This window comes from Metabacillus sp. B2-18, assembly GCF_021117275.1.
Taxonomy (GTDB): Bacteria; Bacillota; Bacilli; order Bacillales; family Bacillaceae; genus Metabacillus.
On the sequence record NZ_CP088245.1, the window covers coordinates 1182024 to 1202519 of the forward strand.

15 protein-coding genes and 3 pseudogenes are annotated in these 20496 nt (G+C 35.5%); 11 read left to right on the forward strand and 7 right to left on the reverse strand.

Going from position 1 to position 20496, the window contains the following annotated elements:
- Nucleotides 1-3: 3 nt before the first annotated feature.
- Nucleotides 4-1824: a heparinase II/III family protein gene (locus LPC09_RS06010; protein ID WP_098796593.1), complete on the forward strand. Its 1821-nt coding sequence runs from the start codon at nucleotides 4-6 to the stop codon at nucleotides 1822-1824.
- Between the two features lie 49 nt (nucleotides 1825-1873).
- Here LPC09_RS06010 and LPC09_RS06015 read toward each other — a convergent pair whose 3' ends face one another.
- The 7 genes and pseudogenes from LPC09_RS06015 to LPC09_RS06045 all read right to left on the reverse strand — a co-directional run bounded on the left by LPC09_RS06015 (nucleotide 1874) and on the right by LPC09_RS06045 (nucleotide 6460).
- Entirely contained in the window at nucleotides 1874-2884 is a 1011-nt protein-coding gene (locus tag LPC09_RS06015) for an HD-GYP domain-containing protein (protein WP_331275805.1), read from the reverse strand.
- Nucleotides 2864-3535, reverse strand: a pseudogene (locus LPC09_RS06020) (DUF4956 domain-containing protein); the annotation flags it as partial. The pseudogene LPC09_RS06020 and the gene LPC09_RS06015, both read right to left, overlap by 21 nt.
- A gap of 78 nt (nucleotides 3536-3613) precedes the next feature.
- Nucleotides 3614-4285, reverse strand: a pseudogene (locus tag LPC09_RS06025) (polyphosphate polymerase domain-containing protein); the annotation flags it as partial.
- Between the two features lie 193 nt (nucleotides 4286-4478).
- On the reverse strand, nucleotides 4479-4577 hold the full coding sequence (locus LPC09_RS06030) for a hypothetical protein (protein ID WP_331275806.1): 99 nt from the start codon (nucleotides 4575-4577) through the stop codon (nucleotides 4479-4481).
- A 104-nt stretch (nucleotides 4578-4681) separates the two neighbouring features.
- Nucleotides 4682-5506: pseudogene (locus LPC09_RS27490) on the reverse strand (sensor histidine kinase); the annotation flags it as partial.
- Entirely contained in the window at nucleotides 5503-5781 is a 279-nt protein-coding gene (locus tag LPC09_RS06040; RefSeq protein WP_231309215.1) for a hypothetical protein, read from the reverse strand. The gene LPC09_RS06040 and the pseudogene LPC09_RS27490, both read right to left, overlap by 4 nt.
- Nucleotides 5774-6460: a response regulator transcription factor gene (locus tag LPC09_RS06045; protein WP_098796590.1), complete on the reverse strand. Its 687-nt coding sequence runs from the start codon at nucleotides 6458-6460 to the stop codon at nucleotides 5774-5776. Before LPC09_RS06045 ends, LPC09_RS06040 begins: the two co-directional genes overlap by 8 nt.
- A gap of 610 nt (nucleotides 6461-7070) precedes the next feature.
- Here LPC09_RS06045 and LPC09_RS06050 point away from each other — a divergent pair.
- The 10 genes from LPC09_RS06050 to LPC09_RS06095 all read left to right on the forward strand — a co-directional run bounded on the left by LPC09_RS06050 (nucleotide 7071) and on the right by LPC09_RS06095 (nucleotide 20343).
- Nucleotides 7071-9167 (forward strand): carbohydrate-binding domain-containing protein, encoded by a 2097-nt coding sequence (locus LPC09_RS06050; RefSeq protein WP_098796589.1) that lies wholly within the window; start codon nucleotides 7071-7073, stop codon nucleotides 9165-9167.
- 236 nt (nucleotides 9168-9403) lie between these two features.
- Entirely contained in the window at nucleotides 9404-10147 is a 744-nt protein-coding gene (locus LPC09_RS06055; RefSeq protein WP_098796588.1) for a (Fe-S)-binding protein, read from the forward strand.
- Nucleotides 10128-11552: a LutB/LldF family L-lactate oxidation iron-sulfur protein gene (locus LPC09_RS06060; RefSeq protein WP_098796587.1), complete on the forward strand. Its 1425-nt coding sequence runs from the start codon at nucleotides 10128-10130 to the stop codon at nucleotides 11550-11552. The genes LPC09_RS06055 and LPC09_RS06060 overlap by 20 nt, the downstream gene beginning before the upstream one ends.
- Before the next feature lies 1 nt (nucleotide 11553).
- Nucleotides 11554-12270: a LutC/YkgG family protein gene (locus LPC09_RS06065; protein WP_098796586.1), complete on the forward strand. Its 717-nt coding sequence runs from the start codon at nucleotides 11554-11556 to the stop codon at nucleotides 12268-12270.
- A gap of 107 nt (nucleotides 12271-12377) precedes the next feature.
- Entirely contained in the window at nucleotides 12378-14447 is a 2070-nt protein-coding gene (locus LPC09_RS06070; protein WP_098796585.1) for a bifunctional aldolase/short-chain dehydrogenase, read from the forward strand.
- A 217-nt stretch (nucleotides 14448-14664) separates the two neighbouring features.
- Complete coding sequence (locus tag LPC09_RS06075; protein WP_098796584.1) at nucleotides 14665-15435, forward strand: DeoR/GlpR family DNA-binding transcription regulator; 771 nt, start codon at nucleotides 14665-14667, stop codon at nucleotides 15433-15435.
- An 874-nt stretch (nucleotides 15436-16309) separates the two neighbouring features.
- Nucleotides 16310-17275, forward strand: coding sequence for an AraC family transcriptional regulator (locus LPC09_RS06080; protein WP_098796583.1), 966 nt, complete (start codon nucleotides 16310-16312; stop codon nucleotides 17273-17275).
- 159 nt (nucleotides 17276-17434) lie between these two features.
- Nucleotides 17435-18850: a rhamnulokinase gene (gene rhaB, locus LPC09_RS06085; protein WP_098796582.1), complete on the forward strand. Its 1416-nt coding sequence runs from the start codon at nucleotides 17435-17437 to the stop codon at nucleotides 18848-18850.
- A 5-nt stretch (nucleotides 18851-18855) separates the two neighbouring features.
- Complete coding sequence (gene rhaA / locus LPC09_RS06090) at nucleotides 18856-20109, forward strand: L-rhamnose isomerase (RefSeq protein ID WP_098796581.1); 1254 nt, start codon at nucleotides 18856-18858, stop codon at nucleotides 20107-20109.
- Nucleotides 20110-20181: 72 nt separating this feature from the next.
- Nucleotides 20182-20343, forward strand: a complete 162-nt coding sequence (locus LPC09_RS06095; RefSeq protein ID WP_176551036.1) for a hypothetical protein — start codon at nucleotides 20182-20184, stop codon at nucleotides 20341-20343.
- Nucleotides 20344-20496 lie beyond the last annotated feature (153 nt).

Consider the following 20496-nt stretch of genomic DNA (forward strand, 5'->3'; position numbering starts at 1 on the left):
AATTTGACAGTATCAGCTGAGCAACTAAGTAGTTTTATAGATACTAATAAACCATTGCTACTGTTTTCATCAAAAGAGGAGCAGTATCAATGGTTTAAATCTATAAAAAGCAAACAGTCATTTCAGTCATTGCTTGATGAGATAAAAGTTGAAGCTGAAATGTTAGGGAAAGAGCCACTTAGGGAATTGTCGTTTTTTGACTTTACTCGTTTCAGAGATACAGGTTCAAGACTAGAGTACGAAAAACACTACTTCAACAAAAGAAAAAGATTAAATACGTTTGCTATTATGTGCCTTCTTGAACCTGACAAATCAGAATATTTAAAAGAGCTTCATGAAGTGATTTGGAGTATTTGTAATGAATATAGTTGGTGTTTACCTGCCCATTTAAAAGATCGTCCGGAGATGTTAGAGGAAATTGATTTCTTAAAATTAACTGAACAGCAAGGCTATACGATTGATTTGTTTTCTGCTGAAACAGCTTTTGCTCTTAGTGAAATTTATCGGCTAACAGAAGATGTGCTTGATCCACTAATCAAAAAAAGAATTCTACAGGAAGTACACAACAGAATCTTTACACCTTTTCAACTTCAGGCTTATTTCTGGGAAACATCTACACATAACTGGGCTGCAGTTTGTGCTGGTTCAATTGGCGCAGCTGCTTTACATCTGTTAAATGATCAGCAGCTATTAGCAGATATTTTAGAGCGTGTCATGAATAGCCTTCAATATTATTTAAAAGGATTTAATGATGATGGTGGATGTTTAGAAGGGTACGGATATTGGCAATACGGGTTTGGTTTTTATGTTTATTTTGCAGATTTACTAAAGGTAAAAACAGCAGGTAACGTAGATTTATTTAATAATGAAAAAGTCCATCGAATTGCCCTCTTTCAACAAAAATGTTTTATAAATAAAAAGAAAGTAGTGAACTTTTCTGATTCAACCGAAGAAGCGACGGTTTTTCTTGGACTTAGTCATTATTTAAATAACCTATATCCAGATATAGAATTGCCTAAATCTGAACTTCGAGCTTCATATGTTGAAGACCATTGCAGCAGATGGGCGCCAGCTATTCGCAATTTGCTTTGGTTTGATGAAAGTAAGAGAGGGCAGGAATGGAAGGATGCAACCTATTATTTAAACGATTCTCATTGGCTTATTTCGAGGGATAAGGGCTTTGTTTTTGCCTGTAAAGGTGGTCACAATGACGAACCTCATAATCATAATGATATCGGTCACTTTATACTACAAGCTAAAGGAGAAACCTTCCTGAAAGATTTAGGAAGTGGCATGTATTGTGAAGCCTATTTTAGCGAAAAGAGATATGAGTTTTTATGTAACGGTTCGCAAGGACATTCGGTACCAATTATTAATAATCAATTGCAAAAAGACGGACCTAAATATTGTGCGAGAATACTAGATCAGCTTCAGCAGGATGAAGAAGATATGTTAGAAATGGACTTGGCAAAGGCATATGAAGTTCCGGAGTTAAATAGCTTGGTAAGGAGGTTTGTTTGGAAGAAAGTGAATAAACCTGAGTTAGTGTTAACAGACACATATACTTTTTCTTCAACACCAGATTCAGTTGTAGAACGATTCATCACTCCTGTTTTATCCTTATCTTATGAATCTGATGGAATTGTATTATCTGGTGACCAAAGATTGAAAATATCATATGACTCTAGCCAACTTGACTTAACAGTGCACGAAAAAGATTTTCTTAATCATTTTGGTGAAAAGGAAGCGTTTTATCAGCTGGATTTTTCTGTGAAGAGTCTGAGTCAATTGTGTCGGGTGGAGTTTGAATTCTTCTTTTTATAATTGAAAAACAGCATTAGGAACCAGCCATAAAAGGTTGGTTCCTATCTTCTTACAAAACAACACTTTCTAATATATGATTATTCAGTTCTTTCTCTCGATCGTTTTTTAAATCAAATCCCTGTTTTTTCACTGATTGTAAAAATGCCGTAACAACCTCCGGATCAAATTGAGTTCCTTTGTTTTTGCGAATTTCCTCTACAGCATCTTCTAACTTAACTATGTGTTTTCTATATACACGTCTGGATGTCATTGCGTCGAATGAATCTGCAACAGCCATGATTCTTGCTTCTAATGGTATTTCCATTCCTTTTAAGCCGTGCGGATACCCTTTTCCATCATATCGTTCATGGTGGTATAGTATCATATGTAAAATCCCGCTTTGTTCAAAGCGTTTTATATGTTTAACAAGCTGAAAACCAGCTTCTGGATGCGCCTTTATATGTTTAAATTCTCCGTCAGTTAATCTTGAAGGCTTATTTAAAATGGACTCCGGTACACCTATTTTACCGATATCATGGAGGAGGCCACCATAGTAAATATTTTCACAAACACTTTTAGGTAGCTTCATTTCCTCAGCAATTTTCTTGGAATAATAAGCAACATTTTGAGAATGAAAAGCGGTGTAATGATCTCTTGAATCTAAAAATTTTGCTAGAGTTGTTATAAGATCAATATTATTTCTTTTCTCATTAAAGTATTTTTCGATGACTAAAACCAAGACTGTACAAATAATAAAAGCAGTAAACCAATGAAAAAGAAACATATGGAGATTAAACTTTTCGTGATTCACCTCTCCATATCCAGAAAGTAAGCCGCTGTATAAAAGATGAATGACCATTTTTCTAAATGCTAACGCACCAATCGCAATTGTAAGCAGATAGCATAGAAAAGTTATCTCACTTTGAGGTAAATAGTGTTCACAATAAAGGTAAGAGGAAATCATGATAAGAAGTAGCCATCGAAAGAACAACGTTTTTTCTAATAAACTTGACCAGATAGATTTCAAAGAAAACACACCTTTCTTACTCTTTAAAAAAGAATTGCCATCATAACTTAGCATGACTGCTGATTTAACAGATTCCATCTCAGAAATATTATTAATAAATCCTAAATCAGAATCTTTCACACGAATTTCGTACGTAATTTCAAAGTCATCACCAGGCATAACAGATTTAGACTTAACTGTATGCTTTTGTGAGCTTTCTGCCACAACATGTTCAATTGAATTTTCAATCGAAATATCATTATATTTCACGATTAAAAGATAAGGATTTTCAATTTTGATTTTATTAACAAAGATAAGTAATACAGCTCCAATTAAGATCGAACCAATAATAACTAATGGAATAAAGCCTGCTCCACATAAGATACCAGAAACAATTGCCCAGAAAATATACACAATATCCATAGGATCTTTAATAGGTGTTCTAAAACGTACAATCGATAACGCACCAACCATACCAAGAGATAACAGAACGTTAGATGAAATACCCATGATAATTAAAGCTGTTGCCATTGACATAACAATTAACGAAATATTAAATGTGTGTGAGTAAATAACACCTGAGAATGTTTTTTTATACACCCAATAAATAAAGAGTCCTACAGCAAATGCAACAAGTAACCCAATTAGTGAATCTACTACTGAGAAACTACTCGTTTTTTCTAAAATGCTAGATTTAAAAATATCATTAAAATTTAAGTTTTCCATTTTATATTTCCTCCAAGGTCCAATTCTTTTTAATTTGTTTGTTAGTGTCTAGCTTCGGGCGCCCTAAGCTTTTCTATATTAGCCGTACATTCTACTAATTTGATATTTCGAGTAAGCACCGGCTCTTAAGTTGCTTACTTGAAGCAAATGTTTAATCATGCTTGGCAAATATTCATCAAATTTGACTTCGAGAACGACAATATCAGGATTTGTATCGATCATCGCCAAATCTGGGTTAAGAACATCATTATTTCGAAAGCTCGTTCGAATAGAGCTATCAAAGGTAATGCGAACATTTCCGTATTTATAAATGAACACCTCCCTTTCATAATCAACAACGGTTACTGGTTTTAACTGAAACAAATTCATTTGATGAAATAATTCTTGTATAAGTGTTCTTGAATCATGTTCCATCCAACTAATGTTTCCAAACCGTATTTGTTCATATTCCTCAGCCGTTATTCGGCATTTTTGTTTGAAAGTGAGGTTGTTTCGTTTGCTCTTTTTTTCTAAATTCAAATAGCTTGTATTAAAGTCATATAATCTAACGCGAAATTTATCACGTTCGTAGTAACCTTCTTTTTTCTGATTTAATACTTTATTTTCGAAGTTATCGAAATAAACACTTCGTATTAAATATTTACCATCACGATTAGCGTGAGGATCTACTTCCATATAATGTTTTAGTTTATTCCGAAGCAGGTAGCATTCCATTTGGGTCATTTCATGCTTTAATTCTCTTCGGCCTTGAAACCCATTATTAAGGACGAACCTTAAACCAACCTTAAAAGTTTTAAGTTTTAGGAAAAATTGTTTTTAAATATAGGAATTTTGAAATTCAAAATGGGGATAGAAAGGTGATAGAGCGATTCTAAAAGCTATCTACTAGATTTTAGAAAAATAAAAAAGCTATCAAAAAAATGATAGCCTGTAAAAATTCTATTTATTTTTTAGGTAATTTCACGGTAAAAGTTGTTCCTTTATGTTGATTTTCACTAACACTAATTGAGCCGTTATGCTGTGTGACAATCCATTGAGCAATGGAAAGACCAAGTCCGGAGCCGCCAGTTTCCCTCGAGCGTGCTCTTCTTCACGATAAAAGCGATCAAAGATATATTTCATGTTGTGTTTGTCAATTCCGATTCCTGTGTCAGTAACCTCAATTACTACTTTGTAATCTTCGTTATAGGTTTTTACTCCAATGCTATCCCGCTCAACTGTGTATTTTAATGCATTATCAAGCAAGATGACTAATAGCTGATGAAGACGCTGCTCATCTGCTTCTATCTCAATTTTACTATTTAACTTTAACCAAACAAGTTTTTCTTGAGACTCGGCAATGTCTATATAAGGATTGCAGACCTTGTTAATAAAGTTGTCTATACTAACAGGTTGCTTATTTAGCTGTGATTCTGCTGAATCAGCTCTTGCTAATGTTAAAAGATCAGATGTTAGCTTCGATAATCTTCTAGTTTCAGATAGACTAAGGGCAATGTTTTCGAACTTATTCATAATTTTTTCTTGAGGTGCAGTAAGCAATAGCTCTAGTTTGTTTTGGATAATAGTAAGAGGTGTTCGTAATTCATGTGATGCATTCTCGACAAACTCTGTTTGCTTGTTCCAGGACTTTATTATGGGCTTCATCATTCTTTTTGAAAGAATATAGCTAGCTGAGATTGATAGAATGATGAAAATCGAAGAACAAATAATAATTAACTTCCCAAAGTTAGCTAGAATGGTTTGTTCAGGATCTGTATTAATTAAGAGCTGTACATATTCAACCTCGTCACCTTCAGTCTGATCTTCAAAAACAATGTAACGGAAGTTATAAAGGTCATTAATGGTCATATTTGTAATAACATTTACATTTTCTTTATCTAGCTCATAATTCTGAAAATAACTTTCATAAATGGTTGTTCCAATTTCATTTTGATTTACGATCTCACCTTCATTATTCCAATGTAGCATCATAATTCTTGGGTTTGGATTATTAGGGCCTTTTCTTTCATTAGGATTTTGCGGACATCATCATCGTCAAAGCGAGGGGGACGTGCTTCTTCATCTGGAATAACATCGCTCACTTTCTCTTTAAAGGAAAATAGTTCCTCGTCTGTTTGGGTAAAAAGAGTGCTCTTCACCTGACTAAAAATAATAACACCAAAAATAGTGAAAATTACCGTGAAAGAAATGAAGCTAAAGATCATGAACTTTAGCTGTTCTTTTCTAAAAACCTTTTGTTTAACCATGATCATTACCACTATCGGTTAGCATGTAGCCTAATCCGCGAAAAGTTTTAATATACGAATCATAGTTGAATTTCTTTAATGTTTTTCTTAAATTGCTTGCATACACCTCAACAACTGTAGTTGAAGTATCGGATTCAAAGCCCCAAATTCGGTCGAAAATTTGTTCTTTTGTTAAAATCGTGTTCTTATTATTAATGAAGTATTCAAGTAAATCAAACTGTTTGCCGTTTAATTTTACATGCTCTTCACGTATATAAGCTGTTTTATTTTTCAGGTTCATTTTTAATTCTTTGAAGGAAATGACATTCTCTTTTAAATCTGCGCCAGATCTTCTAACAATAGCTTCTAATCTTAAAAGCAGCTCTTCCCGATGAAATGGTTTTACAAGGTAATCATCTGCTCCAACCTTAAAGCCCTTAATTTTATCATCTATGCCATCTTTAGCTGTAAGCATAATAACAGGTGTGGTAATTTGCTTTTTCCTTAATTCTTGTAAAACTTCGTACCCGTTCATATTTGGCATCATAATATCTAAAATAATGCAGTCAAAAATGTTTTGCTCTGCGAGAAACAATCCTTCTTCACCATCAAAGGCTTGTTCTGTTTCAAACATTTCCTGTGTTGTTTCTTTTATTGTTTCAGATAAGAAACGATCGTCTTCTATAATTAGTAACTTCATTATTTGTGTTCACCTTCTTTGATTTTTCTTTAATGATATCTTTGAATAGATTTGATTATAGAGGTAATGAATGAAAATGCAAATTGTTTTTTATGCTCTCCTACATTTGGCAGGTGGATCTGCAGGGCAAAACTAAGTGGATCCATTTGATGAACGACAAACCAAGCAGGAAACAGAAGGGTAAATGTCGTTCATAGCGTTGATGAACGACAAACCAAGTAAGAAACAGAATGGAAATGTCGTTCATAGCGTTGATGAACGACAAACCAAGTAAGAAACAGAATGGAAATGTCGTTCATAGCGTTGATGAACGACAAACCAAGTAAGAAACAGAAGGTGAATGTCGTTCATAGCGTTGATGAACGACAAACCAAGCAGGAAACAGAATGGAAATGTCGTTCATACGTAAAAAATTCATACTCGAATGAGGTCAATTAACATTTTGACCATACCCAATCTATAATCAAAATTAATAAATTAGAAAATGTAAATATTATTAAGTTTTTTAAGGTTTTGTTAAGGTTCATGAAAGATAATGTAAATCACCGGGAAAACAGACCCTGTTTTAGCCCATTTGAAAATCTTAACAAAAGAAAAAGGAGATATAAATATGAAGCTTTTAAAAGTAGCCTCACTTCTAATGTCATCAACACTATTATTTGCATGTGCAAATAATTCAACAACAGGCACAACTAATAGCACAACAACAGAAACAGCAAGTTCAGACATAGGAGAACTTAACACTTTAATTAGTGAATCTGTTTCCTATAAAGACGATGACTACTATACGAACTATGAAGAAGAAAATCCAACATACATTGAATTAAAAGGCTCTGATGTAAGCTTTGATTCAAATGCATCGGTTCTCTATTCAGTTAATACCTTAACAATTAAAACAGGTGGTACTTATGTGTTAAGCGGAAATTTGGAAAACGGTCAAATCGTTGTAGATGCGGAAGATAAAAATACAGTAAGGCTTGTGTTAAACGGAGTTACGATCGGTTCCTCAACAAGCTCAGCCATATATGTTCTTAACGCTGAAAAAACAACCATTTCTCTAGTTGAAGGAACAGAAAATGTCATAAATGATGCATCTGAATATGTTTATGAAAATTCATCTGAAGACGAGCCTAACTCAGCCATTTATAGTAAAGACGATTTTACGATAAATGGAACAGGTAAACTTATCGTTCATGGAAATTATAATAATGGAATTTCTAGTAACGATAAACTAAAGATTACAGGTGGAGATATACAGATTGATGCTGTTGATGATGGCATAATTGGACGAGACCTTGTTGCAGTAAAAGAAGGAACAGTAACAATTGATGCAGGAGGAGATGGAATAAGGTCTACTAATGATGAAGATGAATCAAAAGGTTCTATTGTCATTGAAGGGGGCACTTACGATATTGCATCAGAAAATGATGGAGTACAATCTGTTGCTTCATTATTAATATCAGAAGGTACTTTTAACATTACGTCTGGTGGCGGAAGTCCTGAAACAATAACAGTTGCTAACGATATGATGGGTAAAATGCGTGGACAAGGTGAAGCGACAACAACTACAACAACTACAACAACTACTACCACTGAATCCGAAAGTTATAAGGGATTAAAAGCTGTTACAGATATAGTGGTTGGTGGAGGAACATTTACAATTGATTCAAAAGATGATGCTGTACACAGTAACAATACAATAACCCTAGCTGGCGGGGACTTAACGATAGCCTCTGGGGATGATGGAATTCATGCAGACACTTCGCTTGTCACATCAGGTGGAAATATTGAAGTTACGAAAAGTTATGAAGGCATGGAAAGTCAGCTAATCACAATCAATGGTGGAGACATAAACCTCACAACAAGTGATGACGGCATTAATGTCGGTGGAGGGAATGATGGTTCTGGTATGGATATACACTCAGCCTCTGAAAATAACCTGTTACAAATTAATGGTGGTCATATTGTTGTGAATGCTGAAGGTGATGGCCTCGATTCAAATGGATATATTGAAATGACAGATGGAACGGTTCTTGTAAATGGTCCTACAGGAAATGGGAATGGATCGCTTGATTATGGTGGAAGTTTTACGATGAGCGGTGGATTTTTAGTAGCAGCTGGAAGTTCTGGCATGCTGCAAGCTATTGCAGAAGATTCTACACAAAATGGAATTTTAATGACATATCCAGAAGCGCAAGTAGCTGGAACGATCATTCACCTGGAAGATAGTGAAGGGAACAATATCCTAAATTTTGCTCCGGCTAAAGACTATCAAGCAGTATTCATTAGTTCACCACAATTAACGAAGGAAAGCTCATATTCTCTTTATTCAGGAGGAACAGCTATTGGAGAAGAAGTAGATGGACTATACACAAATGGTGAATATGAAGCAGGAACCAAAATAGTTGATTTCACGATTGCTGATACTGTAACTTGGTTAAATGAATCGGGAGTGACAACTGCACAAAGCTCGGGAGGTCCAGGTGGCTTTGGTGGAGGTGCCGGTGGAACAGGAGAAAGACCGCAAATGGGTAGTCGAGGAGACATGTTTGCAGACATGGATGAAGAAACAAGAGAAGAAGTAGAAGCAATTATGGAACAACAAAGATCAGGTGAAATTACTCAAGAAGAAGCTCAAGCTCAGCTAGAAGAGCTAGGCGTGGAGATCCCAATGATGGGTGAGCGACCACAAATGAATGAAAACTAAATGATGAATTTTAAGAGTAGAGGTATGAGAATACTTCTACTTTTTTTATTTGTGATTTTTGATGCTAACCAAATAGTACTAAAAACAAAAAATGTCGATAACAAAATTAAATCAACATATAATCATTAAAATTCACACAAAACAAAAATAAACGGTATTAAAACAAAATAAAAAGTAGTATAATCTATATCAAAGGAATCAAAAGGATTGGTTAAATAAGAGTGGGGGTTATTTGAATGAAGGTCTCTCTTTTTATTACATGTCTTGCCGATGTGTTTTATTCCAATGTTGGTAAGCATACTGTAGAGCTTTTAGAAAAACTCGGTTGTGAAGTGGATTTTCCAGAGCAACAAACTTGCTGTGGACAGCCTGCCTATAATAGCGGATATCATAAGGAAACTAAAGAAGTGGCTAAGCATATGATTCGGACGTTTGAAAAATCAGATTATGTTGTAGGTCCTTCAGGGTCTTGTGTAGCGATGCTTCGTGAATATAGTCATTTGTTTAAAGATGAACCGGTTTGGATAGAAAAAGCAGAAAAATTAGCGGATAAATCTTACGAATTGACACAATTTATTGTTGATGTGTTAAAAGTAGAAAACGTGAATGCTAGTTTACCAGCTTGTGCAACTTATCATAAATCCTGCCATATGACACGCTTACTCGGAGTAAAAGATGCTCCAGGAAAGCTTTTAGAACAGGTAGAAGGTTTGGAAGTAAAACCTCTTCCTAATAGTCATGATTGCTGTGGATTTGGTGGGACATTCTCAGTGAAAATGGTCCCTATTTCAGAGCAAATGGTAGATGAAAAGGTTCGACATGTTGAAGAAACAGGTGCTGAAGTGCTCATTGGCGCTGATTGTGGCTGCTTAATGAATATCGGAGGAAGAATTAATCGTAAAGGTAAACCTATTAAGGTGATGCATATAGCAGAAGTATTGAATAGTGAGGTGAAGCAAGATGGCCATGAAAATAAGTGATGATAAGTTCTTTGATCGTGTTGATAAAGGTGTAAACAATACATTTATGCGAAGCGCTGTTGCATCCGCACAAGAAAGAATGCAAGGAAAACGACTAACTGCAACAGAAGAGCTTGGTAATTGGGAAGAATGGAGAAAGCTTGGGGAAGAAATAAGAACACATACACTAGAAAATCTGGATTACTATTTAGAACAACTTAGTGAAAATGTTGTGAAACGTGGAGGTCATGTGTTTTTTGCTTCAACAAAGGAAGAAGCAAATGAGTACATTACAAAGGTAGCAAAAGAAAAGCAAGCAAAAAAAGTGGTTAAGTCAAAGTCAATGGTAACAGAGGAAATTCATTTAAACAGCGCCTTAGAAAAAGCTGGCTGTGAAGTAATTGAAACGGATTTAGGAGAATACATTCTTCAGCTTGATGATCATGATCCACCATCACATATTGTTGTACCTGCTCTTCACAAAAACAAAGAACAAATTCGTGATACGTTTAAAGAAAAACGAGGCTATGATAAATCAGAAATTCCAGAAGAACTTGCTCTTTTTGCTAGAGAACAATTAAGACAAGAATTCTTAAGTGCAGATCTTGGTATTACAGGGTGTAACTTTGCTGTTGCGGATTCTGGCTCTATTAGTCTTGTAACGAATGAAGGAAATGCGGGTCTTGTAACCGCTTTACCAAAAACGCAAATTACAGTTATGGGAATGGAGCGAATCGTTCCATCTTGGGAAGAGCTAGATATCATGGTAAGTCTACTTTGCAGAAGCTCTGTTGGACAAAAATTAACTAGTTATATTACTGGGTTAACTGGACCAAAAGATGAAGGAGACGTTGATGGACCTGAAGAATTCCATCTCGTTATCGTGGATAACGGACGGTCAAATATTTTAGGAACTGAGTTCCAAAGTGCCTTACATTGTATTCGTTGTGCAGCTTGTGTGAATGTATGCCCTGTTTATCGACATGTTGGTGGACATTCGTATGGCTCAATTTATGCAGGACCGATTGGTGCGGTATTATCTCCATTGCTAGGCGGATATGAAGATTATAAGGAGCTACCTTATGCATCATCATTATGTGCAGCCTGTACAGATGCCTGCCCTGTAAAAATACCTCTTCATGAACTCTTAATTAAACATCGTAGAAAAATTGTTGAAGATGAAAAGAAATCACCATTTGGAGAAAAGCTAGCAATGAAAGGGTTCCAACTTGCAGCGAGCTCACCAAGTCTTTATAAAACAGGAACAAAATCTGCTTCTTCCGTTATGGCACCATTTACAAAGGAAAATAACATCCAAAAAGGACCTGGACCAATGAAGCCATGGACAGATGTGCGTGATTTTCCAGCTCCAAGTAAAGAAAGATTCCGGGACTGGTATAAAAAGAGAGAAAAAGGAGGGGAATAAGATGGCAGAAGGACAAATTCATCATCGAGATTTCTTTCTTAGTACGGTTGCTGAAAAACTAGGAAGAGAAAGAAGAAAAACAGTCACAAAACCACAATGGACAACAACCCCTCAGTTTGAAGTGTTAAAAGATGCATCACAGGATGAATTAGTGGAAGTACTTAAAAAGCATTGTGAAGTCATTCATACTCAGTTTATTGAAACGAGCTCGGACAAACTAACAGAGAAAATTCGTGGAGTTTTTGAACAGTACGAAGTAGCTAGTGTTGTTACATGGGAAGATGAACGTCATAAAGAGTTTGGGTTAGCAGAAAATCTATTAGACAAACTTCCCCAAGAAAATATTGATGTTCATATTTGGGATCCTGCTCTTAAAGAGAAAAATATTGAAGCAGCTGAAAAAGCAGATGTGGGCATCACTTTTAGTGACATCACGCTTGCAGAATCTGGGACAGTTGTGCTATTTAGCAGTGAAAACAAAGGAAGATCTGTTAGCTTATTACCGAAAACGTATATTGCCATTGTTCCAAAGAGCACATTAGTCCCTAGAATGACGCAAGCAACTGCGTATATTAACAAACAAGTTAAAGAAGGCAAAAACATTTCATCTTGTATTGATTTTATTACAGGTCCAAGTAATAGTGCCGACATTGAATTGAACCTGATTGTTGGGGTTCATGGACCGATTAAAGCAACGTATATTCTTGTTGATGAATAAATTCAAAAATAAACAAAAAACATATTCAAAAATAAACAAACATAGTATATAATAAAAAACAGATAAACAAACAAAAACAGATACGAAACAATAGAGGAGGAAATAAAGTGGTACAAAGTTTATGGAATAAAGAAAAAGCAGCTTCATTATCTCAAGGAGTAGAAGAGCTAGTATATCGCTCTAATTTAATTGGTTCAGATCGTGCTGTATGTAACTGGGGTGGCGGGAATACGTCAATGAAAACAATTGAAAAAGATTTCCGTGGCCGTGATGTAGAAGTGATGTACGTTAAAGGTAGTGGATCAGATTTAGCGACAATGAAAGCACACAACTTCACTGGTTTAAGAATGGAAGATATTCGTCCATTAATCGAACGTGACGAAATGTCAGATGAAGAAATGGTTGCTTATCTTGCACATTGCATGATCGACAGCAAGCATCCACGTGCATCAATTGAAACTCTATTACACGCATTCTTACCGTTCAAGCATGTTGACCACACACATCCAGACGCAATCATTGGTCTTTGCTGTGCAGACAATGGTCGTCAAATTGCTGAAGAAATTTACGGAGACCGTTTTGTTTGGGTACCATATGTACGCCCAGGATTCACACTTTCAAAAATGATCGCAGAAGGTGTTAAAAACAATCCAAACGCAGAATTAGTATTAATGGAAAAACACGGTCTTGTTGTTTGGGGAGAAACAGCTGAAGAAAGCTATGAAAAAACGATTTCTGTTATTAATGAAGCAGAACAATATATTCAAGCTAGATTAGTAGAAGAAAATGTATTTGGTGGACAAAAATTCGAAGCACTTTCTGAAGAAGATCGCAAAAACGTTTTAGCACAAGTTATGCCAGTTATCCGTGGTGCGGTTAGCGAAGAAAAGAAAATGCTATTAACTTATGATGATGCAGAAGATGTTCTACAATTTGTAAACAGCAATAATGCTAAAGAATTATCACAAGTTGGTGCAGCATGTCCAGATCACTTAGTTCATACAAAAATGACACCATTATTCATTGACTGGAATCCACAAACTGAAGATGTTGCTAGCTTAGTAGAAAAAGTAAAAGCTGGAATCGAAAGCTTTAAAGAAGAATACAAAACATACTTTGAGAGAAACAAAAACGAAGGTGACAAAATTTCTGAAACAGCTCCACGTGTTATTTTAATTCCTGGTATCGGAATGGTAAACACAGGTAAAAACATCCCAATGGCTAACGTAAGTGGTGCTTTATATCATCGTGCAATTGCAGTTATGAAACGTTCTACAACTCTAGGAAACTTTGTTTCTTTAAACGAAAACGAGTCATTCAATGTTGAATACTGGCCATTAGAGCTTTACAAATTATCTTTAGCTCCAGCAGAAGCTGAGTTCTCAAGACAAGTAGCATTTGTAACAGGTGGTGCTGGTGGTATCGGTAGTGAAACTTGCCGTCAATTTGTAGCAGAAGGTGCTCATGTTGTGATCGCAGACCTTAACCTTGAAGGTGCTCAAAAGGTAGCAGCAGAAATCAATGAGCAATACGGAGAAGGTCGCGCTTTAGCTGTAAAAATGGATGTTACGAGTGAAGAAGCGGTACAAGAAGCATTCAAGCAATCTGCTCTAACATACGGTGGTGTTGACATTATCGTAAACAATGCAGGTTTAGCAACTTCAAGCCCATTTGATGAAACAACATTAAAAGAGTGGAACTTAAACATGAACGTTCTAGGAACTGGTTATTTCTTAGTAGCTCGTGAGGCGTTCAAACAAATGAAATCACAAGGTACTGGTGGAAACATGGTCTTTATCGGTTCTAAAAACTCTGTATATGCAGGTAAAAATGCAGCAGCATACAGCTCTGTTAAAGCTATGGAAACTCATCTTGCAAGATGTATTGCAGCAGAAGGTGGAGAATTTGGAATCCGCGTAAACTCTGTTCTTCCTGATGCAGTACTTCAAGGATCTTCCATTTGGGGATCAAGCTGGAGAGAAGAACGTGCAGCAGCATACGGTATTCACCCGGATCAATTAGAAGAGCACTATCGTAAACGTACAACATTACTAGTGAACATTTATCCAAAAGATATTGCACAATCCATTCTATTCTTCGCTTCATCTAAATCAGACAGAACAACTGGATGTATGTTAACAGTTGATGGTGGAGTGCCAGCAGCATTTACTAGATAATAAGAAAACATACAAGGTGTAACAGAAGATCATTTCTATTACACCTTGTTTTATAGACAAAAATGTAAGCGCATAATCACTAAAACAAATGCGTTCTACCCTATTCTATGTCATAATAATATCTAGAGCCTACAAGCGTAAGATCTGACTCTTTAAGCAAGTAAGCTCATCCTCATCATTATTTTTTTCATTGAGAGTTTTTAGGAGGCAAACCGAGATGCTTGTAGCAGAAAGACACCGAAAAATCGTCGATGTTGTAAATGAGAAATTAAGTGTCCGAGTTACCGAATTAAGTAAAATTTTTAAGGTAACAGAGGAAACAATCAGACGCGATTTGGAGAAATTAGAAAAAGAAAATCAATTACGCCGAAGTCATGGCGGCGCAGTTAGTATACAAGATGAACAAACAGAAGTTTCTTATACAGAAAGAGAAATTACCAATGCTACCGAAAAAAGAGCAATTGCTTTAGAAGCGGTAAAACTCATTCATCCTGGTGATCAGATCGTACTAGATGCCAGCACAACAGCATGGTATATGGCAAAAGAAATGCCGGACGTCCCATTAACTGTGTTAACAAATTCTATAAAAGTAGCAGTAGAGCTTAGTAAAAAAGAACAAGTTCGTGTGATTTCCACCGGCGGAATGCTTCAGCCAAAGTCATTATCCTATGTTGGTCCATTAGCAGAAAGGTCACTTAATATGTATCACGTAAATAAAGCATTTATTTCGTGTAAAGGTGTTCATATTGAAGCAGGATTAAGTGATTCAAACGAATGGCAGGCTCTTTTAAAAAGACAGATGATGTCAATATCAGATCAAACGATATTAATGGCAGATTCTACGAAGTTTGGAGTACGAACGTTTGCGCACATTACAGATATTCAGAAAATCAGCTACGTAATCACTGACTCACTAATCGAAGAAAGCTATTGCAGTGGGCTAGAGGAAAAAGGTGTACAGTTTAATTCAGTGATGGTAAACGGATAACACATTTGTATGTTATCTAGGTTTCACTTTAAAATCACCTCTATTTTAAGCCAATTTATATAGAGGAATTTTGTCCTTCATTACTGATAGAGATGAAGGGCTTTTTACTCTCTTAATGAGTTTTTAAGATATTGAAGCTATGTTTGAGGCGAGTGCTGGTTGAGTTTTCTTTAGTGGAATGAATCGGAAAAAAAGTGAGGAGAAGAGAGAGCAGCCTTCTCGGTAGTGCCGGAATCGGGACAAGAAAAGAGCTAAAGATCGGGCATCTGTCCCGACAGTGCCGGAATCGAGACAAAAACAGTTTCGAAGAGTGGGAAACTGTCCCGATAGTGCGGAAATCGGGACAAAAACAGTTGCAAAGAGTGGGAAACTGTCCCGATAGTGCTAGAATCGGGACAAAAAGTGTACCGAAGAGCGAGCCTCTGTCCCGATAGTGCGGAAATCGGGACAATAACAGTTACAAAGAGTGGGAAACTGTCCCGATAGTGCTAGAATCGGGACAAAAAGAGTACCGAAGAGCGAGTATCTGTCCCGATAGTGCGGAAATCGGGACAAAAACAGTTGCAAAGAGTGGGAAACTGTCCCGATAGTGCTAGAATCGGGACAAAAAGAGTACCGAAGAGTGAGTATCTGTCCCGATAGTGCGAAAATCGGGACAAAAACAGTACCGAAGAGCGATCCTCAGTCCCGATAGTGCCAGAATCGAGACAAAAACAGTACCAAAGAGCGAGCGTCTGTCCCGATAGTACCGAAATCGAGACAAAAAAGAACCAAATAGAAAGTGCCTGTCCTGATCCTAAGTAACTTATAGGACCTCACACTATAACATTATAAAATACTAGAATCACATATATCTCAAAAACGAGGGTTTAAGATGAAATCCAATCTTTTAGAAGAGCTCATGCAATTAAATGATGAAGAAAAATTGATTCTTCAGCAAAAACACGAGGTTCAAAAGGAGCTCTACACGAGCCAGGAAAGCTTCGTTGTTGAGGGTGAAAAATTTCTAAACAATAATACGATGATTATGGTAAGGAAGCATACGAGATTTGTACATTTTCCGAAGCATAAGCATAATTATATTGAAGTGAATTATGTGTTTAACGGCTCACTGAATCAAACGGTTGGGAACGAAAGGTTAGAGCTTATAAAAGGTGATATTCTATTTCTCAACCAGCATATTGAGCATGAACTCGATGCTTGTGAAGAAGAAGATATTATTATTAATTTTATTATAAAGCCTGAATTTTTCTCGTTTGTTTTTTCTTATTTAACGACTGAGAATTTAATAACGAATTTTTTAATTAATAGTTTATTCGATCACACACAAAACGGACAATATCTTTATTTCGCTGTATCGGAAATAGAGAGTATCCAAGAATTGATAGGAAAAATTATAGTTGAAATTATGAATCCTTCGATGATGTCAGAGTCAACGATAAAATTGTATATGGGTTTATTAATGGTTGAGCTTATTAAAAACTCTGATAAAGTTAAATATAAAGATGAGACTCACAGACATCACATTATTGTTGAGTCATTAAAATATATTGAAGAAAAATACCAAGATGCGTCTTTATATGAGTTATCAGAAAAACTTCAGCAGCCTCATTACACGTTAAGTAAAGAAATAAAAAAAGCTACTAGTTATACTTTTAAGGAGCTTGTACAAGAAAAAAGATTAAGCGTGGCAAAGGATTTATTGGAAAATACAACACTAGCAATTACCTCGATTATTGAAGAGGTTGGGTATGAAAATATTAGTTATTTTTATCGAGTATTCAAAAGCAAATACGGATATACACCAAAGAAGTTACGTGAACAACTAACAAAAGGCTAGCTATATCACTACTTGGAATTAGTAGGGGATATAGCTTTTTTATTTTTTATGAATTTGGCAAATAAGGACAATAAAATTGTTTAATCACGATATAGGAAACCATAATAAACTAGTTTATTATGTAATAAAGCAAGCGTTTTCAATGAAGAGGTGAAGAAAATGACAAAATATAGCTTAGCGGTAGATATTGGGGCTTCAAGCGGAAGATTAATTCTTGGCCATATTGAAGATGGCAAATTACAACTAAATGAAATACACCGTTTTGAAAACAATATCGTGAAAAAGAATGATCACTTTTGTTGGGATATTGAAACCTTATTTTCTGAAATCAAAACAGGAATTAAAAAGTGTCATGACCTTAATATAAAGCCAGATAGTATTGGCATTGATACATGGGCGGTTGACTTTGTTCTATTAGATGAACATGACAATTTATTAACAGATGCTGTAGCCTATCGTGATCCTCGTACAGATGGCATGATGGAGGAAGTATTTACTATCATTCCAAAAGAAAAACTATACTTTGAGACTGGTATTCAATTTCAAAAGTTTAATACAATTTATCAATTATATGCATTAAAACAAAAATCACCTGATGTGCTGAAAAAGGCAAAATCATTTTTAATGATCCCTGAGTATCTTAATTTTTTACTAACTGGTAAAAAGGCTAACGAATATACAAATGCTACTTCAACACAATTAGTAAATGCATTTACTAAGCAGTGGGATCATGAATTACTTGATAAATTAGGTATTAACAAAGAAATGTTTCATGAAATACTACCTCCTAAAAACGTTTTAGGAACATTGTCAGAAGAGCTAGTATCAGAATTTGGTTTTGATATGAACGTAGTTTTACCTGCAACACATGATACTGGTTCTGCTGTAATCTCAGTTCCTGAATTAGAGGATACGATTTATTTAAGCTCTGGAACATGGTCATTAATTGGAGTGGAAAATCGTTTTCCAATTTGTGTTCCAAAGGCACTTCAATATAATTTTACAAACGAAGGCGGCATAGACTATCGCTATCGTTTCTTGAAAAATATTATGGGACTTTGGATGATTCAAGAAGTAAAACGTAACTATCATGATGAAATTTCTTTTGCTGAATTTGTAGAGTTGGCTGAAAAAGAAGAGGATTTTCAATCTATCGTAAATGTGGATGATGATCGCTTCTTAAAGCCTGAAAATATGGTAAGTGAAATTCAAAAATATTGTAAAGAAACAAACCAACAAGTCCCTCAAACACCAGGACAGATTGCGAAATGTGTATATGATAGTTTAGCAGATAGCTATAAACGTGCGATCAGTGAAATAGAAGAAATATTTGAGAAAAGCTTTCCAAGAGTGAATGTAATTGGTGGCGGTTGTCAAAACGAAATGCTTAATCAATTACTTGCAAATGTAACAAATAAAGAAGTATGTGCAGGTCCTGTGGAAGCAACTGCCATTGGAAACATTGTGGCACAACTTATGGCATTAGAAGAAGTGGAACATATTCAACAAGCTAGAGCATTAATCAAAGGTTCATTCGAAGTAAAAACATATAAACAACAATACGTGAGAGGATGAGTATTATGTCAGTTAAAGAAAGCTATGAATTAGCAAAAAAGGAATATGAAAAATGGGGAATTAATGTTGATGAAGTGCTTCAACAACTACAACAAGTACCAATCTCAATTCATTGCTGGCAGGGCGATGATGTTGGTGGCTTTGAAGTAAACAAAGGGGAGTTATCTGGAGGAATTGACGTTACAGGAAATTACCCTGGCAAAGCTAGAACACCTGAAGAATTAAGAAGTGACTTAGAAAAGGCTTTATCATTAATTCCAGGAAAACACCGTGTAAATCTTCATGCTATTTATGCTGAAACAAATGGTGAAGCTGTAGAGCGTGACAGATTAGAGCCTAAACACTTTGAAAACTGGGTGAACTGGGCAAAAGAACACGGACTAGGACTTGATTTTAATCCAACATTATTTTCACATGAAAAATCTACTGATGGCCTAACACTATCACATCCAGACCCTGAAATCCGTGAATTTTGGATTAATCACTGCATTGCTAGCCGAAAAATTGCTGAATACTTTGGTAAAGAATTAGGAACACCAGCTTTGACGAATGTTTGGATTCCTGATGGTTATAAAGATGTACCAAGCGATCGTCTAACACCAAGAGTTCGATTAAAAGAGTCTCTAGATAAAATTTTTGAAGTTGAAATTGATGAGCAATACAATATCGATGCTGTAGAAAGTAAATTATTTGGCATTGGTTCAGAGGCATATGTTGTTGGATCTCACGAATTTTACATGGGTTACGCATTAAAAAATAACAAGCTATGCTTATTAGATACTGGACACTATCACCCAACTGAAATGGTATCTAACAAGATCTCTTCTATGCTTTTATACAGCGATAAACTAGCATTGCATGTTTCAAGACCAGTTCGTTGGGACAGTGACCATGTGGTTACACTTGATGACGAGCTAAAAGAAATCTCACTTGAAATCGTTCGTAATGATGCATTAGACAAAGTGATGATTGGTCTTGATTTCTTCGATGCAAGCATTAACCGTGTAGCAGCATGGACAATCGGAACTCGTAATATGATTAAATCTTTACTATACGCAATGCTTGTACCAAACAATCACTTAAAACAGCTTCAAGAAGAAGGAAACTTTACGGAAAGATTAGCTTTAATGGAAGAGTTTAAAACATATCCGTTTGGAGCAATTTGGGATTACTATTGTGAGCAAATGGGTGTTCCTGTGAAGGAAACTTGGTTGGAAGATGTTAAAAAGTATGAGAAGGAAGTTTTGTCGCAAAGATAATTAAATATGTCAAATTGAGAAAAGCACAACAAAAATGATATTGCGTTGTGCTTTTTTTGATTTTCACCATGGATGTATTTATGGTATCCAATTGATGAAGGAGAAGTAGTTGAAGATGGAGATCGAACGCAAATTATGCTTGGCGATCCATTAAATTTGATGCTGATAATATTGCAGAATGGAAAGACGTTTATTAAGAACTTTGTGTTTCAGTTGCTGCTAGCAAATGAGTGAAGATTTTGAAATAATGTAGGTAAGTTCTCAAAATTTCAGAGAACTTATTTTTTATTTCTTGTCATTATTTCCCGAAAAATAATCTTAGGTGATCACTAAAACAATTATCTTCCTTCTAAATGACAATATCTATGATTTTTTCGAGTGTTTTTA

What these genes read in the sequence shown, in the direction of transcription:
- LPC09_RS06055 (WP_098796588.1), top strand. Translation starts at nt 9,404, where the DNA reads ATGAAGGTCTCTCTTTTTATTACATGTCTTGCCGATGTGTTTTATTCC.
- LPC09_RS06080 (WP_098796583.1), top strand. Translation starts at nt 16,310, where the DNA reads ATGAAATCCAATCTTTTAGAAGAGCTCATGCAATTAAATGATGAAGAA.
- LPC09_RS06060 (WP_098796587.1), top strand. Translation starts at nt 10,128, where the DNA reads ATGGCCATGAAAATAAGTGATGATAAGTTCTTTGATCGTGTTGATAAA.
- LPC09_RS06095 (WP_176551036.1), top strand. Translation starts at nt 20,182, where the DNA reads ATGTATTTATGGTATCCAATTGATGAAGGAGAAGTAGTTGAAGATGGA.
- LPC09_RS06050 (WP_098796589.1), top strand. Translation starts at nt 7,071, where the DNA reads ATGAAGCTTTTAAAAGTAGCCTCACTTCTAATGTCATCAACACTATTA.
- LPC09_RS06075 (WP_098796584.1), top strand. Translation starts at nt 14,665, where the DNA reads ATGCTTGTAGCAGAAAGACACCGAAAAATCGTCGATGTTGTAAATGAG.
- rhaB (WP_098796582.1), top strand. Translation starts at nt 17,435, where the DNA reads ATGACAAAATATAGCTTAGCGGTAGATATTGGGGCTTCAAGCGGAAGA.
- LPC09_RS06015 (WP_331275805.1), bottom strand. Translation starts at nt 2,884, where the DNA reads ATGCTAAGTTATGATGGCAATTCTTTTTTAAAGAGTAAGAAAGGTGTG.
- LPC09_RS06045 (WP_098796590.1), bottom strand. Translation starts at nt 6,460, where the DNA reads ATGAAGTTACTAATTATAGAAGACGATCGTTTCTTATCTGAAACAATA.
- rhaA (WP_098796581.1), top strand. Translation starts at nt 18,856, where the DNA reads ATGTCAGTTAAAGAAAGCTATGAATTAGCAAAAAAGGAATATGAAAAA.
- LPC09_RS06065 (WP_098796586.1), top strand. Translation starts at nt 11,554, where the DNA reads ATGGCAGAAGGACAAATTCATCATCGAGATTTCTTTCTTAGTACGGTT.
- LPC09_RS06040 (WP_231309215.1), bottom strand. Translation starts at nt 5,781, where the DNA reads ATGGTTAAACAAAAGGTTTTTAGAAAAGAACAGCTAAAGTTCATGATC.